Source organism: Aureibaculum flavum (genome assembly GCF_016406085.1).
GTDB lineage: Bacteria > Bacteroidota > Bacteroidia > Flavobacteriales > Flavobacteriaceae > Aureibaculum > Aureibaculum flavum.
In genome coordinates, this window is record NZ_JAEHFJ010000007.1 from 182,427 (window position 1) to 199,218 (window position 16,792).

At 30.9% G+C, this 16,792-nt stretch carries 11 protein-coding genes; 7 read left to right on the plus strand and 4 right to left on the minus strand.

Annotation, left to right across the window (positions count from 1 at the left end; all coding sequences use genetic code 11):
- Nucleotides 1–181: 181 nt before the first annotated feature.
- The 7 genes from recN (at nucleotide 182) to JBL43_RS14845 (ending at nucleotide 9,876) form a co-directional block, all read left to right on the plus strand.
- Entirely contained in the window at nucleotides 182–1,846 is a 1,665-nt protein-coding gene (gene recN / locus JBL43_RS14815) for a DNA repair protein RecN (protein ID WP_198842179.1), read from the plus strand.
- 69 nt (nucleotides 1,847–1,915) lie between these two features.
- Nucleotides 1,916–2,728, plus strand: a complete 813-nt coding sequence (locus tag JBL43_RS14820) for an enoyl-ACP reductase FabI (protein WP_198842180.1) — start codon at nucleotides 1,916–1,918, stop codon at nucleotides 2,726–2,728.
- A 120-nt stretch (nucleotides 2,729–2,848) separates the two neighbouring features.
- On the plus strand, nucleotides 2,849–4,048 hold the full coding sequence (locus tag JBL43_RS14825; RefSeq protein WP_198842181.1) for a T9SS type A sorting domain-containing protein: 1,200 nt from the start codon (nucleotides 2,849–2,851) through the stop codon (nucleotides 4,046–4,048).
- Nucleotides 4,049–4,156: 108 nt separating this feature from the next.
- Complete coding sequence (locus JBL43_RS14830; protein ID WP_198842182.1) at nucleotides 4,157–5,152, plus strand: glycosyltransferase family 2 protein; 996 nt, start codon at nucleotides 4,157–4,159, stop codon at nucleotides 5,150–5,152.
- A gap of 131 nt (nucleotides 5,153–5,283) precedes the next feature.
- A complete protein-coding gene (locus tag JBL43_RS14835) occupies nucleotides 5,284–6,645 on the plus strand; it encodes a pyridoxal-phosphate dependent enzyme (RefSeq protein WP_198842183.1) in 1,362 nt (453 codons plus the stop codon).
- Nucleotides 6,646–6,779: 134 nt separating this feature from the next.
- Nucleotides 6,780–8,054: a DUF2851 family protein gene (locus JBL43_RS14840; protein WP_198842184.1), complete on the plus strand. Its 1,275-nt coding sequence runs from the start codon at nucleotides 6,780–6,782 to the stop codon at nucleotides 8,052–8,054.
- Nucleotides 8,055–8,166: 112 nt separating this feature from the next.
- Nucleotides 8,167–9,876 (plus strand): L,D-transpeptidase family protein, encoded by a 1,710-nt coding sequence (locus tag JBL43_RS14845; protein ID WP_198842185.1) that lies wholly within the window; start codon nucleotides 8,167–8,169, stop codon nucleotides 9,874–9,876.
- Nucleotides 9,877–9,947: 71 nt separating this feature from the next.
- Here the strand turns inward: JBL43_RS14845 and JBL43_RS14850 are convergent, their stop codons facing one another.
- The 4 genes from JBL43_RS14850 to JBL43_RS14865 form a co-directional block, all read right to left on the minus strand.
- Nucleotides 9,948–10,688, minus strand: coding sequence for a murein L,D-transpeptidase catalytic domain family protein (locus JBL43_RS14850; protein WP_198842186.1), 741 nt, complete (start codon nucleotides 10,686–10,688; stop codon nucleotides 9,948–9,950).
- A gap of 208 nt (nucleotides 10,689–10,896) precedes the next feature.
- Nucleotides 10,897–11,520, minus strand: a complete 624-nt coding sequence (locus JBL43_RS14855; RefSeq protein WP_198842187.1) for a tRNA (guanine-N1)-methyltransferase — start codon at nucleotides 11,518–11,520, stop codon at nucleotides 10,897–10,899.
- Nucleotides 11,521–11,612: 92 nt separating this feature from the next.
- Entirely contained in the window at nucleotides 11,613–14,027 is a 2,415-nt protein-coding gene (locus tag JBL43_RS14860; protein ID WP_198842188.1) for an alpha-ketoacid dehydrogenase subunit alpha/beta, read from the minus strand.
- Between the two features lie 179 nt (nucleotides 14,028–14,206).
- Nucleotides 14,207–16,789 (minus strand): zinc-dependent metalloprotease, encoded by a 2,583-nt coding sequence (locus tag JBL43_RS14865; RefSeq protein WP_233098798.1) that lies wholly within the window; start codon nucleotides 16,787–16,789, stop codon nucleotides 14,207–14,209.
- Nucleotides 16,790–16,792: the final 3 nt, after the last annotated feature.

Genomic DNA, 16,792 nt, shown 5'->3' on the forward strand with positions numbered 1-16,792 from the left:
AGATGCTTAGAGCGAATTAGATTATTTCTCAAACGTAAAAACTTTAATGAGTTCAACAAAAAAGGCTTAATTTTGGAATTGATTTTAAACAACTATTTCTGATAGAATAAAATGTAAAATGTAAAATGTTCAATGTTTCTAGTTGAATAATTAAGTTACTAATAAATAATAAATTGACAAGATGTTAGCATCATTATCCATAAAAAATTACGCCTTAATTGACCATTTAGAAGTTGATTTTCAAGATGGTTTCTCTATTATTACTGGTGAAACAGGTGCAGGTAAATCAATTTTACTTGGTGCATTAGGACTCGTATTAGGAAAGAGAGCAGACCTGTCAAGCCTAAAAATAAAAGATGAGAAGTGTATTATTGAAGGAGAATTTTTAATAGATAAATTTGACTTACAATTATTTTTTGAGACCAATGATTTAGATTTTGAAAAACGAACAATCATTAGACGTGAAATTTTACCAAGTGGAAAATCAAGGGCTTTTATTAATGACACTCCAACAAAACTTTCGGTACTTACAAGTTTAAGCGATAAATTGATTGATGTGCATTCGCAACATCAAACATTACAATTGGCAGATAATGAATTTCAATTTTTGGTTATTGATGCTTTAGCAAATAATTCTAAAACGTTAACCTCCTTTAAAAAAGGATTGAAAATTTATAAAAAGCTAAGCAAAGAATTTAAAGAAATAGAAAATCGTCAAGTTGAAGCTCAAAGTCAACATGATTATAATTCATTTTTATTAGATGAATTGATAGAAGCTGATTTTAAAGAAAACGAGCAGGGAATTTTAGAAGAAACGTTAGAGAAACTCAATCATGTTGAAGAGATAAAATTACTCTTGACAGATGCTCAGAATTTGGTTGATTTGGAAGATACCGGATTAAGTGATGGATTGTTAAATTATGTAAATATTATTCAAAAGTTGTCTAAGTATGGTAAAACGTTTGAGGATTTGTCAGACAGAATATCAAGTTTAAAAATTGATTTTGATGATATAACTAAAGAACTTGAAAATAGTAATGATGGAGTAGATTATAGTCCTCAAGAAATTGAAAAATATAATGACCGTCTTCAATTACTATATAATTTACAAAAAAAACATCAAGTAGCAACTATAAATGATCTGCTAGAGAAAAAGCAAATTTTGGAAGTAAAAGTTAGTGCTGTTGAAAATGCTGATGAAATTGTAAAAGCAAAGAAAATAGAAATCTTAGAGGTTGAGAAAAAGCTGGACAACTGCTCTGATATTTTACATCATAGTAGAAAGAAGGCAATTCCAGAATTAATTAAACAATTAGAGACGTTACTTAAGAATTTGGAAATGCCGAATACATCCTTTAAAATTAATATAATAAAAGGGACAGCATTTTTTAGTAATGGTAAAGATGAGTTAGAATTTTTAATATCTACAAATAAAGGTAGTAATTATGAAACACTCAAGAAAATTGCTTCAGGAGGTGAAATGTCTAGAATTATGTTAGCTGTTAAATCTATTTTATGTAATTATTCCAATTTACCGACTATAATTTTTGACGAAATAGATACGGGTGTATCTGGAGAAGTTTCAAATAGAATCGCTAAGGTGATGTCGACGATGAGTAAACATATGCAAGTTATTGCAATTACACATTTACCTCAAATAGCAGCAAAAGGACAATATCATTATAAAGTTTATAAAACGGATAAGAATAAACAAACGTTAACCAATATTAAAATTTTATCTCAAGAACAGCGTATACAAGAGCTAGCAGAGATGTTAAGTGGGAAAGATATTGCGGAAACTGCTATTGTTCACGCGAAGCAATTACTAGATCAAGAAATTCATTAATTGGCTGAGTAATTAAAGAATATTACATTAATTTTGCACTTTCTAAAACAGATATAATAAAAGCTTTATATGTACAATTTATTGAAAGGAAAACGAGGAATTATTTTTGGAGCATTAGATGAAAATTCTATAGCTTGGAAAACAGCAGAAAGAGCTCATGAAGAGGGGGCAACTTTTGTGTTAACCAACGCTCCAATTGCAATGAGAATGGGGCAAATTGATAAGTTAGCTGAAAAAACGAATTCTGAAGTTATACCTGCAGATGCCACTTCAATAGAAGATTTGGAGAATTTGGTTGAAAAAGCAACAGAAATTTTAGGAGGAAAATTAGATTTTGTATTGCACTCTATTGGAATGTCTGTAAATGTTAGAAAAAAGATACCTTATACCGAATCTAATTATGATTTTACGACTAAAGGTTGGGATGTTTCCGCTGTATCTTTTCATAAAGTAATGAGTGTTTTATACAAAAAAGATGCAATGAATGAATGGGGATCTATCGTTGCATTAACATATATGGCAGCACAACGTGTTTTTCCAGACTATAATGACATGGCTGATAATAAAGCGTATTTAGAATCAATTGCCAGAAGTTTTGGTTACTATTTTGGTTCAGATAAAAAAGTAAGGGTCAATACGATATCTCAGTCTCCAACACCGACAACAGCAGGTCAAGGGGTAAAAGGTTTTGATGGTTTTATCGCATATGCCGAAAAAATGTCACCTTTAGGAAATGCCACAGCACAAGAGTGTGCCGATTATACTATTTCATTATTTTCAGATTTAACAAAAAAAGTAACATTACAAAATTTATTTCATGATGGCGGATTTTCTAACATGGGTGTTAGTCAGTCAGTTATGGATTATTTTATAAAAGAATAATATTTTAATATTTCGAATAACCTATTATATAATTATAATACCTTTTATACCTTTTTTTTATAATTTTTTTAATAAAAAATCGTTATGTGGGTATTGACAACCTATTTTAATAATAAAATTATGAACAGAAAAACTACATACGGATTTTTAATCGCGTTTTTCTTCGTATTTACTGGACTAGTTCAGGCGAATGTAAATGAAATTGACGACGTTGTTGCACCACCTACCAATGATAATTGTGCTAATGCTACAACTTTAACAGTTAACCCTAATTATTTGTGCGGAACTGTATCTTCTGGAACTTTAGTTGATGCAACAGCATCTTCAATAGCATCAGATGGATTAGGTGGTAGTTGCTTGCCATCTGGCAGCACTAAAGCAAATGATGATGTCTGGTTTAAGTTTACAGCTACTGATGCGACTCATAGAGTTAAATTATCAAATTTTGCAGGTAGTCCAACGGATTTATACGCAAATGTTTTCAACGGAGGTATTGTTGGAAGTTGCCCTACAGCGACAACAGACACTCCTATTTATTGTAGTGATAATAATAATTTTGATTTGAATGGCCTTGTTGCTGGTAATACCTATTTTATACGTATCTATAGTAATTCTACCGCAAGTGGTGCCACTACAACTTTTAACATATGTATTGGAACAAATCCAATAGCTCCACCAAATGATGATTGTGGTAATGCTATATCAATTGGTAGTTTACCTCATGATGTTAATTATGATGCAACTTCTGCAACTAACAATGCTGGTTTTATTTCAGCATCTGGATGTGTTTCTTTGAATGATGGTGTGTGGTTTACAATGGTTGGAGATGGTGGAACTATTTCTATGACTGCTGCCCCTGATTCTTGGGATTTAGGCATAGCTGTTTATACTGGGTCATGTGGAACATTTACTTGTGTTGAGGATAGTAATAGTGGAACAGTAGATGTTATTGAAGGAATTACGTTTACTTCAACCCTTGGTGCCGTTTATTATATAAATGTAGGGTATCCTAGTGGAACTGTAAATGGTGCTGAAGGAGCTTTTGATTTAGCCATAACATCTTCAACATTATCAATAGATAAAATTTTAGCTAAAGGCTTTTCTTATTATCCAAATCCAGTGGATAAGGTTTTAAAAATGAGAGCTAATGAAAATATTCAACAAATTAGTTTGTATTCTGTTTTAGGTAAAGAAATTAAGAGAGTACATCAAAATGATATTCAAGCTGAATTAAGTTTAGACCAATTACCAGCAGGAACTTATTTCGTAAAAGCTATGGTTGGGGGTAGTACAGGAACATTTAAAATACTTAAGAAATAAATAGATTTCGATAATATTTGTAAAAGACTCTCTATTTCGAGAGTCTTTTTTTTATGTCCAAAATATATAAATGCAATCCTTATCTTTGAGATATAAAAAATTAACTATTTGGATCTTCAATTTTCAATAATAATTCCCGTTTATAATCGTCCAGATGAACTTGACGAGCTTTTGCTCAGTCTTGTTGCTCAGAAATTTAAAGAGAATTTTGAGATTGTTGTTGTAGAGGATGGTTCAAATCTAACCTCTAAACATATAATTGGTAAGTTTAAGAATAAACTGAATATTAATTATTTAATAAAGGATAATTCAGGGCCTGGTTTAAGTAGAAATTATGGTATGCAAAAAGCTACAGGTAATTATTACATCATTTTAGATTCCGATTGTATTTTACCTGAGAATTACTTGAGCACAGTTTTAGAGACCTTGTTAAACAATTACACAGACGCATTTGGTGGTGCCGATGCAGCACATCCTTCTTTTACAACAATACAGAAAGCAATAAATTACGCTATGACTTCTGTTTTAACCACAGGAGGACTTCGTGGAAATAAAAACTTAAAAAAATTCCAACCTAGAAGCTTTAATATGGGGATTTCAAAAAAAGCATTTTTAGAAACTGGTGGTTTTAGTGCTTTACGCTTTGGAGAAGATATAAATTTGACTTTTAGATTGTGGGAAAATAATTTTGAGACGCAGTTTATTGAACAAGCATATGTTTATCATAAGAGACGTGTTAATTGGACTAGTTTTTATAGACAAACTTTTAACTTCGGTTCTGCGAGACCAATATTAAATAGACTTCATCCAAACACGGGTAAGATTACTTATTGGTTTCCCAGTATTTTTGTAATTGGTTTGTTCCTGTCATTAATAGGACTTATTTTTCATTTTAACTGGTTAGTCTTATTTTTTATTAGTTATTTTATTTTCATATTTTTTGATGCTTTGTTTAAGAATCAGAATGTGATGGTGGCCCTTTTAAGTATTGTAGCTACGTTAGTCATGTTTTTTGGATATGGGTTAGGTTTTTTGCAATCAATGTTTAGATTGTCAATACTTTCTAAACCTCTAGAAGATACTTTTCCAAAAATGTTTGGATAAAATTTAAAACGGATTTTATGAATTACGATTTAAAACTTGTTTTTTGTATTTTTAAACCATTATAATTATAAATAAAAACTTTTATTAACTCACTACTAGTTGAAAAAACACAATTAAATAGAAAAAAATAAATGCAGTACGCAAAAAATATATTGGAAACGATAGGTAATACGCCATTAGTAAAGTTAAATAACATTACTAAAGAAATTGATGCATTAGTCTTGGCTAAAGTTGAAACTTTTAATCCAGGAAATTCAGTAAAAGATAGAATGGCATTAAAAATGATTGATGACGCCGAAGCTGATGGTAGATTAAAACCTGGAGGAACTATAATAGAAGGAACTTCTGGTAATACAGGGATGGGTTTGGCGTTAGTCGCAATAGTCAGGGGTTATAAATTAATCTGTGTAATAAGTGACAAACAATCCAAAGAAAAAATGGATATTTTAAGAGCAGTAGGAGCAGAGGTAATTGTTTGCCCTACTAATGTTGAGCCTGATGATCCTCGTTCTTATTATTCTGTTTCTAAAAGATTAGCTACGGAAACACCAAATTCGTGGTACGTAAATCAATATGATAATCCTTCTAATAGTTTAGCCCATTACGAGCAGACAGGACCAGAAATATGGGAGCAAACTGACGGTAAAATAACACATTTTGTAGCTGGTGTTGGTACAGGAGGAACAATTTCAGGAGTGGGTAAATTTTTGAAAGAGAAAAATCCTAATATTAAAATTTGGGGAATAGATACTTATGGGTCAGTATTTAAAAAGTATCATGAGACTGGTATTTTTGATGAGAATGAGATTTATCCTTATATTACAGAAGGTATTGGAGAAGACATTTTGCCTAAGAATGTTAACTTTGACATTATAGATGGTTTTACAAAGGTTACTGATAAAGATGCCGCCGTTTTTACAAGAAAGTTGGCAATAGAAGAAGGAATTTTTTGTGGGAATTCAGCAGGGTCTGCAATTAAAGGGTTATTACAGTTGAAGGAACATTTTAAACCGGAAGATGTTGTGGTGGTATTGTTTCATGATCATGGTAGTCGTTATGTTGGTAAAATGTTTAATGATGATTGGATGAGAGAACGAGGCTTTTTAGATGAAGAAATTACCAAAGCTATAGATTTAATTAAAGATAGAGTTGGTAACCAACTCGTAACTGCTAAAACGGAAGAGTTAGTTTCTCATGCTATTGAGCGTATGCGTACGCATGATATTTCTCAAATTCCTGTTGAAGATCAAAATGGTTTTGTGGGATCTATAGATGAGAGTGATTTATTCAGACTTTATTTTGAAGATAAAAATATAGCAGATAAACCAATTAAGGAAGTAATGCGTAAAGCATTCCCTATTGTAAATAAGGATGCATCGATTGACAAAATTTCTAATTTAATAGATAAAGATAATAAAGCTGTGTTAGTTGATTTAGAAAACGGTTCATATCAAATCATTACCAAATACGATGTGATTTCTGCAATACGTTAGCTTTAAGGAATTAATTTTACTGTAACTAATTTGATAAATTAATGATAATTTGAAGATAAACGCTTAAACTAGATTGCCAATGTAAATAATGAATGATATCGTAATTTAAAAATTGATAAATCACAACGAGCTAAATGTTTAAAGAAGATTTTCTACATTATATATGGAAGTACAAATTATTTTCTACTGAAAATTTAAGCACTACCTTGCAAGAAACAGTAGTAATCATAAATAGTGGCGATCATAATTTTAATTCAGGTTCTGATTTTTTTAATGCAAAACTGAAAATTGGAGATCAACTCTGGGCAGGGAATGTAGAAATTCATATTAAATCATCAGATTGGTATGTGCACGGTCACGAGAAGGATAGTAATTATGATAATACTATTTTACATGTTGTTTGGCAGCATGACGTTGATGTGCACCGAAAAGACAATAGTGTAATTCCCACGTTAGAATTAAAAAATTATACTCAAAAAGATATTCTAGATAATTATCATCAATTATTTTCATCACAAGATAAATGGATAAACTGTGAGAGTGATATTAAAGATGTAGATAAATTTCAATTAAAAAATTGGTTAGAACGTTTATACATTGAGCGATTAGAAGAAAAATCTAAACTTATTGAACAATTACTGGTAAGTTCTAAAAATGATTGGGAAGCTGTTTTGTTTAAAATGTTAGCGAAAAATTTTGGACTAAAAGTTAATGGTGATGCTTTTTTTAATCTTGCCAATAAACTCGATTATACTTTAATTAGAAAGCAATCGAATAGTTTAAATTCACTAGAAGCATTATTATTTGGTCAAGCCAATTTATTAACTGATGAAATTCAAGATCCATATTATATCAATTTACAGAATGAGTACCGTTTCTTGAAATCCAAATTTAAGTTATCACATCAAATTGTTACACCATTTCAATTCTTTAGATTAAGGCCTAATAATTTCCCTACAATTCGCATTGCACAATTAGCGGCATTATTTAATAAACATCAGAACCTATTTTCTGAAATTGTTTCAATAACAGATATTCATGAACTCTATAAGTTATTTGATATTAGTTTAACTAGCTTTTGGAAGACGCATTATTCTTTTACTTCACAATCTAAAAGGAGTAGTAAAAAACTAACTAAATCTTTTGTTGATTTATTGTTGATTAATACAATTATACCATTAAAATTCATCTATTTAAAGTCTATTGGTAAATTAAATGAATCAGAGATTATAAAATCTATTAGGCAATTGAAGCCTGAGGTAAATGGTATAATAAATAAGTTTGATCAATTGGAAATTACATCTAAGTCGGCATTAGAAAGTCAAGCTTTATTGCAACTGAAAAATAGTTATTGTACAAAGCAAAGATGTTTGGAATGTGTAGTAGGTAAATATTTAATTGGTAACTAAAAATATTAAATTTTCTACACACCCTGTATTCAGGGATAGTATTATTACGGTAAAGTGTCCTTTTTTTGGTTTGATTCTTGTATAGATTTGTAGTATCAATAAACCTACAAGTATGAAAAAGATATTAAACGAGAACTATGTGCAATTTAATTTGTTAAATTTGCGACTTAGTTGTTATATGAAAAAGACATTAAATATTCTCGTAATCTGTGTTCTGGTTATGCTCACTTCATGTGCTGAAAAGACCCAAACAAAGAACATAGAAATTCCAAAATCAGATTATAGAGCTGATTTTAATCAGTTCTTTGCATCTAATCGTAATTCGATTATTACGGATAAAATAAATGAAATAAGAGTTGATAGCCTACAATGGTTAGAAACGCTTTATAAGAATGTCAATTATTCTACATTATGGGTGTCAGACTCTATCACATTAAATAAAGATGGAAGTAAATTGTTAGAAGCTTTGTCAGATGCTAAATCGTATGGATTAGACACGAGGTTATATCCAATTAACGAATTAAGAGAAATTCATAAGGAAATTGAAGGTATAGCCGATAAAAAAAGTAGGTATGCCTTGTTAAGCAGATTAGAGGTGCTTTTGTCTTATGAGTATATGAGATTTGGTAGGCATTTAAATTATGGTGTTTTAGACTCTTTAAACGAGGTGTCTATTTTACCGCGTAAAAAATTTAATATTAATTTACCTAAGTACTTACAGATTGCTTATGAGAAAGATAGTTTAATGGAAAAATTGATTGATTTTCAGCCGAAACAACCAGAATACAGAAATCTGCAGAAAGGATTGGCAAAGTATTTGGAACACGCTAGTTTGTCAACAGAGACAGTAGCAGTAGTTAACTTTAGACAAGACTCTGTAAAATCAATTGTTCAGGCAAAAAAGGCTCTAGTTTTGCATAATTATTTATCAGAAGAACATAAAGATTCTCTTTACGCAAGTGCAATAGAAAACTTTCAGTTAGATCATGGTTTAAAGTCAGATGGTTTAATAGGTACAAATACTGCGAAAGCATTATCTGTAAGTCCTTATGAATATTACCAACAAATTAAAGCGAGTTTAGAAAGATGGAGATGGAAAGAAAATTGGCCTACAGATTACTTATTTGTGAATATACCATCTTACCAATTAAGAGTTGTTAATGACAATAAATTATCTAAAAAGTTTAATGTTGTGGTTGGAAGTGTTAAAAACCAAACTCCAGAAATAATAGACTCTTTACAATATATTATTGCTTATCCTTATTGGAACGTTCCTAAGACCATATCTGTAAGAGAAATATTAGTTAAAGCTAAAAGAGATTCTACTTATTTAATAAGAAATAATTTTGAGGTTATTGGTAAGGATAGAAAAAAAATTGATCCTACTACTGTAGATTGGGGTGAGGTTAATAAAGCTAATTTTAATTATTCTTTTAGGCAACAAGGAGGTGGTATAAATGCCTTGGGGTATGTGAAGTTTATATTTCCCAATAAGGATGCAATCTATTTACATGACACACCTTCAAAATCTTATTTTAATAGAGAGATAAGAGCATATAGTCATGGATGTGTAAGAGTTCAAAATGCACTAGATTTAGCAGATTACTTGTTAGAAAAAGACCAGAATCGCTACACTATGGATACCGTGAATACATATATAAAAAAGAGAAAAGAAAAGTGGATGCCTATGAAAAAGAATGTTCCTGTGTTTTTATATTACGTATCAGTAGAAGCTGATAGTTCAGGGAAAATTACTTTTTTTAAGGATGTTTATGGCGAAGATAAAAAGCTAATTAGAAGCATGGCAATAAACAATATATAGAAATTAGATATACAAAAAACAGCTCAACGAAAGTTAAGCTGTTTTAAAAATTGTTAGTTATATTTATTTTGTTAGTTTTTCGAATCTAAAATATTTTCCATCGAAATAAGTTTAGATTTAGATAAGTATTGTTCTTGCGGATAATATACAAACACACAACTGCCTTCTTTAATTTTATTTATTATTACGGTGTAATCTTTATCAGGTAGTGCAGGACATCCCCAACTTCTTCCTAACCTACCATTTGATTGTATGAAATCAGGATTGGCATAATCAGCAGAGTGTATCACGATAGCACGTTCTCTGGCTTTATTATTAGAAAATTCTAATCCATCTAAACGTAAAGAAAGTCCATGTTTACCACTATAGGTCTCAGCTGTTTTATAAAAACCAATACTTGATTGATGACTATTAACTTTATTTGAAAATTTCTTGGCATATTCTAAACCTGACTTTTCACCATGAGCAACAACACTTTTATGCTCAATAGTTTGTGTTTCCATGTTTATCAGATAAAATCTTTCCGTATTTGCAGAAACACTCATATCTATTAAAGTTAAATACTTAGAATTTTTAAGTTGTTGTTGGTTTTGTAATTGAACATAACCCTTTAGAGCATGTTTAAAAGCTTCAAAATCTAAGTTATTATCGTTAATTTTTTGGTATATATCTTCAGAATAAGAAGAGAATGCACTTTCTGTATTAGAAGTCGGTTTGTCAGTATCGTTATTATATGAAATTGGAGTTTCCCATGCGTAAATAGGGAAAATTAGAATAAAACTGATAGTTAAGGTAAGAATTTTTCTATACATCTAAATTAGTTTCTTTTGTTATTAAACATTCTAAGTAGTATTTTTCCTACCTAGATAACGTTAATTTTTTTCAAATCTTTTTTAATAATAATCGGGTCGAAAAAAATTATTTAAAAAAACTTAATTCATAGCAACAGAAAATAATAACTCTTAAATCTCAGATTTATTGCATAATACACTGCTAAAAAAATAATTTATTAATAATTAATTATTTTTTCTTAGTTGCATTTTCAGAGTATTTCTGTTTGTTTAATTCGTCTTGCAATTCTCTTCTTAATTTTTGTTCACGTTCTATAGAGCGTTGTCTATGACTTTCATATTCTTCTTCAATCTCAGCTTTTGCTTTTTTAGCATCTACAGTTACAGTATTACTTCTTTTAAATTTACCAATAAAAAACAATAATAGTCCTGTTAATGCAGCTATAATTGTCCAAAGTATAGTATTGTAACCAGTTTTACTCATAGGGATACCCAATAGCTTAATACTGTCTTTTTCTTCAGTAACGGCTGATAAGTTTCCTTTAGTGGCTTCTAACTTAACGTTTAATGAGTCAATTTCTATTTTTTGAGCACTAACAACGTTTTGACTTTCTGCATAAATCTTGCGAGCTTCCTTTAAAGAATCGATCACATTATTTTTGAATTTAAAAAGATTATTAGTTTTTACACTGCGATAATCTTCCCATTTCGGAGATTTTTTATACATATAATCAAATTGGCTTTCAATAGTACCACTATTTAAGGAACCTTTATCTTCCTCTTCTTGGGCGAAAATAATACCTGTTGTAGATACACAAAGGAGAAATGTGATTAGAATTTTAGCGAATTTCATTTGTTTTTATTTAGAGTTGTATAATTCAGCGTTCAAAAGTAAATAATTACTTCTAAACATGAAAGTTAAAGCACAGAAAAAAGTTGAGCAGTTTAGTATAATTTTTTATATTTTAACGGATTAACCTCATTCATAACGTTATAAAGACTTTCAAAAATATCTTCGATAGAGGGTTTTGAAAAATAATCACCATCCGTACCATAGGCTGCTCTATGATTTTTTGAAGTAATAGTCAATGGTTTACTGTCTAAAAATTGATATGCATTTTGCTTGTTTAATATTTGATCTAAAAGATATGCCGAAGCACCACCGGGAACATCTTCATCTATAATAACGAGTCTGTTGGTTTTTTCAATACTTTTAACGACTTCTTTATTTAAATCAAAAGGTAATAATGTCTGAGCATCTATAATTTCAATATCAATTTCGGCTTTTAATAATTCCTTAGAAGCTTCCTCTACTAATTTTAATGTAGAACCATAAGAGACTACAGTAATATCAGAACCTTCTTTTATGGTTTCAACAACACCAATAGGCGTTGTAAACTGACCTAAGTTGGTTGGTAATTTTTCTTTTAATCTATAACCATTTAAATTTTCAACGATTAATGCAGGTTCATCACTTTTTAGCAGTGTATTATAAAATCCTGCAGCCTTGGTCATATTTCGTGGTGTAAGAATATATATACCTCTTAACAGGTGTGTAATAGCCCCCATATGCGATCCTGAATGCCAAATACCTTCTAATCGATGTCCTCTAGTTCTTATAATTAAAGGAGCTTTTTGCTTACCAAAAGTTCTATAACGCAGTGTTGCTAAATCATCACTTAAAATTTGTAATCCATATAATAAATAATCGAGATACTGAATTTCTGCGATAGGTCTTAACCCACGCATAGCCATGCCAATACCTTGTCCCATAATACTGGCTTCTCTAATACCGGTATCAGCAACTCTTAATTCACCATATTTTTGTTGTAAACCTTCCAAGCCTTGATTAACATCACCAATTTTACCCGCATCTTCTCCAAAAATAAGGACATTGTCGTGTTGTGATAAAATAGTATCAAAATTATCTCTTAATACGATTCTAGCATCAACAATTTCTGCATCTTTAGCATAAGTAGGTTTAATTTCTTTTATAGAAGTGGCAGTGTTTTTGAATTCACTATACAGATGTGTACTGTAATTATACTGCTGCTCTTTTTCATAACTATTAATCCAGTTGATCAAAGGGGCTTTCGCGTTATTGTTTTCGTTTCTAACGTAAACCAAGCATTTTCTTGCTGTCGATAAAATATCCTTTTTTAAGGGAGCCTCTAACGTTTCTAAATCATTTTTTAGTTTTGCAATAAAAGGTTTATTCTCACTTTGGTTAGCTAAATCATTTAATAAAGAAACCACTTTTTTTTGTGTTGAAATAATACCTTGCGAGTAAGCAGTCCATGCGGATCGTTTTGCAGCACTAACTTCTTTTTTAGCATTTTTCTCAATAGTTATAAGCTCTTCTTCATTCTCAAAAACATCAAGTATCCACTCTTTCATTTTAGCGTTACAGTCATGTGCTGCTTCCCACTCTAGCCGTTCTGCACTTTTATACCTTTCGTGCGATCCAGATGTAGAATGCCCTTGGGGTTGCGTTAGTTCTTTTACATGTATTAAAACGGGTACATGGTTTTTTCTTGCAATTGTGGAGGCTTCATTGTAAACATCGATTAGTTTTGAATAATCCCATCCATTAACTACAAAAATTTCGTAACCATCAACATCATTTGTACGTCGAAAACCTTCTAAAATTTCTGAAATACTTTCTTTTGTGGTTTGATGTTTTGCGTGAACCGATATACCATATTCGTCATCCCATACACTAATAACCATAGGGACTTGTAAAACACCTGCGGCATTAAAAGTTTCAAAAAAATGTCCCTCAGATGTACTTGCATTACCAATTGTACCCCAAGCTATTTCGTTACCGTTATTAGAAAATGTATTATATTTTTTAAGTTCAGGAATTTCTCTAAACATTTTAGACGCTTGAGCAAGTCCAAGCAAACGTGGCATTTGTCCTGATGTAGGCGAAATATCTGCACTAACATTTTTTTGCTTCATTAGGTTTTTCCATGAGCCGTCATCATTAAGGGAATGTGTAGTGAAATGTCCTCCCATTTGTCGTCCTGCTGAATAAGGTTCTGCCTCAATATCAGTGTGGGCATATAGCCCTGCAAAAAATTGTGCAGGTGTTAATTCTCCAATAGCCATCATAAAAGTTTGATCGCGATAATAACCTGAACGCCAATCTCCATTTTTAAAGGCCTTTGCCAATGCCAATTGTGGCACTTCCTTTCCGTCTCCAAAAATACCAAATTTAGCTTTTCCAGTCAACACCTCTCTTCTTCCTAATAGGCTACATTCTCTGCTAATAACCGCAATTTTATAATCTTCAAGAATTTCTTTTTTAAAATCTTCATACGACAATTTATGCTCTGGTTCTAAGGTTTTTTCTGACATATATTACTTTTATTGGAGTCTCGCAAAAGTACGATTTTTAAGAGAGAAAAGAAAATTTATGGTTTTGGTTTTTTATATATTCATATATATGATTTTCTATATTGGAGTTACTGTAGTATTAAAAAAATAAAACCTCGAATATTTTCGAGGTTTAGAAATAATTTAATTCAAATAATAATTTACTCTAATTTCATTGCTTCATTAAATACATCTTCTATTTGCTTATACATATATTGTAAATGAGCATTTGTCATGCGGTCAGAAACTTTAGGTATGGTTCTCTTTAAGTCTTTTTTTAAGCTTGTTAAATAGCTCAAAGCAAGTGCTCTTGTATCAGTATTTACGGTTAAGCTTTGAGAAAGAATGGCCATAAGCCCTGAAAGTCCTTTTTTAGCTTTTTCAGGTCTATATAAGGCTATCATGTTTTTTAAGTAAGCTTTTTGAACATGTCTTTGATAGATACTCGGACTAAATTTTCTGCCCATATCCAAATCATGCCACACAATAGTATAAAGATCATCAAGGTATTCTTGAGGCTTATAAACTTCTAATGAAGATGCTGTAGCTTCTTTTTGAAATTCTTGTCCGAATTCAGCTAAATCACGTTCATATCTTTCAGCTATAAATCCCATTCTACTTAGCTGTATTCCACTTAAAAGACTAGACATAACACCTTCCATAGTTTTTATTACTTCTTCTTTAGACTGAGGTGATTTTATTTTATTTAAAATTTGATTATCCAATAACCAAACAGGTTCTTTTAAAATGTTATCTCTTAAAAAATAAAGAGCTTCTTTTTGTCTTTCTTTAGAAACCATTCCATAAACATCACCTTCTTCTTCCACGGATTTTGGTGTAACATAAATACCACCAATATTAGTTTTTACATGGGTGATGTATCTCGAATATTGTCCTAAAAGAGCAGTATATGAATTTTTTAAATTTTGATAATCATCACTTTCTCGTTCCTTCGTCCAATAGATTAAATTTGGCAATATTCGCTTTAAGTTTTTAATACCATAGGTACTTGCTAAGGCGGCATTATCACCTAAATCTTCAGTTTGTGAACGAGGATCGTAATCTCTACCTTCTCCACCAAACCATAATCTTGGATTATTAGTAGCTCTATTTACAATCAGTTTACTCAGCATTTCCCTTTCTTCATCTTCAGACATTGATCCTGAAAATTTTGTATAACCCCAAAGGATGGCCCATTTATCATAATCTCCAATTCTGGGCATTAGATTTTCCATACTTATCGAGTCTTCTGGCTGAGCAACATAATTAAATCGAGCATAATCCATTATTGACGAAGTATGACCATTTTTACTTAACCATTTATTATTTCGCAAGCTGTCTACAGGAGTTGCGTAACTAGCCCCCATATTATGTCTTAAACCGAGTGTGTGTCCTATTTCATGGGAAGAAACAAACCGAATTAAATTACCCATAAGTTCATCATCGATTTTCATTTTACGAGCTCGTGAGTCAACAGCACCAGTTTGTATCATATACCAGCTGTTTAATAGACTCATTAGATTGTGATACCATCCTACATGCGATTCTATAATTTCGCCACTTCTAGGGTCAACAATATTAGGTCCGTATGCATTTTTCATTGGAGAAGCAAAATATCTTATTACGGAAAATCTTGCATCTTCTAAGCTCATTGTACTATCCTTAACCGGCCACACTTTACCTGTTATAGCGTTTTTAAAACCTGCAGCTTCAAAAGCAATATTCCAATCATTAATACCATCTATTAAATGAGGAACCCATTTTTTTGGTGTAGCAGGGTCTATATAATATACTATTTTTTTTTTTGGTTCAACCAACTGACCATCTTTCCATTTTTCTAAATCTTTTTCTTGAGGTTCTAATCGCCATCTATGAATAAAGGCTTTCTCTTCAACCTTTTGTTGGTTATCATCATATTGTAGGTTAACACTCGCAAAATACCCCACCCTCGAGTCATAAATTCTTTTTCGCATGGGTGTCGTTGGTAATAACACAAAAGAATTGTTTATTTCTAAGGTAACCATGCCTGATAAAACTGCTGCAGGCACATCTTTATAAATACTTTCAGAACTCGTTTTTGCCGTATAGGTTTTTACAGATTTTATTTCGGTGTTAATTGGAAATGTTTTAATCTCTGATATAAACGATTTACTTTTATCAAGCGAAATTAATTTGTACCGCGTTTTTTGTGCTTTACTTAAGGTTAATAAGTAGTTGTCACTATTCAAAAAATCGGTCACTTCAAAAACAAATGCCCCCGTAAGATCATTTGTAGCATTAATTTCAAAAGCTTCAACAATAGGAGCTACGTTAGAATTTTCTACCGCTTGAGCGATGGCATCTTCTTCAGATGCCGTGCTAATAGAAGTTTTAATTCTTAACAGTATTTTGTCGTTAGGTGCTTTTTCGAAAAAAATCACTCTTTTCCCAATTTCTTCACCACCATAGTATCCGCCTAATTCGGGTGTTCTGATGAATCGTGATACCACCAAAATTTTTTTATTCAATAGAGATTTTGAAAGTTCAAAATAATACTTATTTTCAACCTGATGTATTTTAATTAATCCGTTTTTTGTAATTGCTTCTTTTGTAATTATCTTTTTGTATGGCTCTATTTTTACAACCGTATCAAGTTTTACTAAATTACTGTTATCTATTTTAATTGAGGATCTAAAAAGTCCACAAGAACTTAATAGCAATGATGAAATTATCATTGCTATTAATACTGATTTATTAAAATTCATAGA

What these genes read in the sequence shown, in the direction of transcription:
- JBL43_RS14850 (WP_198842186.1), bottom strand. Translation starts at nt 10,688, where the DNA reads ATGTATAGAAAAATTCTTACCTTAACTATCAGTTTTATTCTAATTTTC.
- JBL43_RS14860 (WP_198842188.1), bottom strand. Translation starts at nt 14,027, where the DNA reads ATGTCAGAAAAAACCTTAGAACCAGAGCATAAATTGTCGTATGAAGAT.
- JBL43_RS14865 (WP_233098798.1), bottom strand. Translation starts at nt 16,789, where the DNA reads ATGAATTTTAATAAATCAGTATTAATAGCAATGATAATTTCATCATTG.
- JBL43_RS14835 (WP_198842183.1), top strand. Translation starts at nt 5,284, where the DNA reads ATGCAGTACGCAAAAAATATATTGGAAACGATAGGTAATACGCCATTA.
- JBL43_RS14845 (WP_198842185.1), top strand. Translation starts at nt 8,167, where the DNA reads ATGAAAAAGATATTAAACGAGAACTATGTGCAATTTAATTTGTTAAAT.
- JBL43_RS14840 (WP_198842184.1), top strand. Translation starts at nt 6,780, where the DNA reads ATGTTTAAAGAAGATTTTCTACATTATATATGGAAGTACAAATTATTT.
- recN (WP_198842179.1), top strand. Translation starts at nt 182, where the DNA reads ATGTTAGCATCATTATCCATAAAAAATTACGCCTTAATTGACCATTTA.
- JBL43_RS14825 (WP_198842181.1), top strand. Translation starts at nt 2,849, where the DNA reads ATGAACAGAAAAACTACATACGGATTTTTAATCGCGTTTTTCTTCGTA.
- JBL43_RS14820 (WP_198842180.1), top strand. Translation starts at nt 1,916, where the DNA reads ATGTACAATTTATTGAAAGGAAAACGAGGAATTATTTTTGGAGCATTA.
- JBL43_RS14855 (WP_198842187.1), bottom strand. Translation starts at nt 11,520, where the DNA reads ATGAAATTCGCTAAAATTCTAATCACATTTCTCCTTTGTGTATCTACA.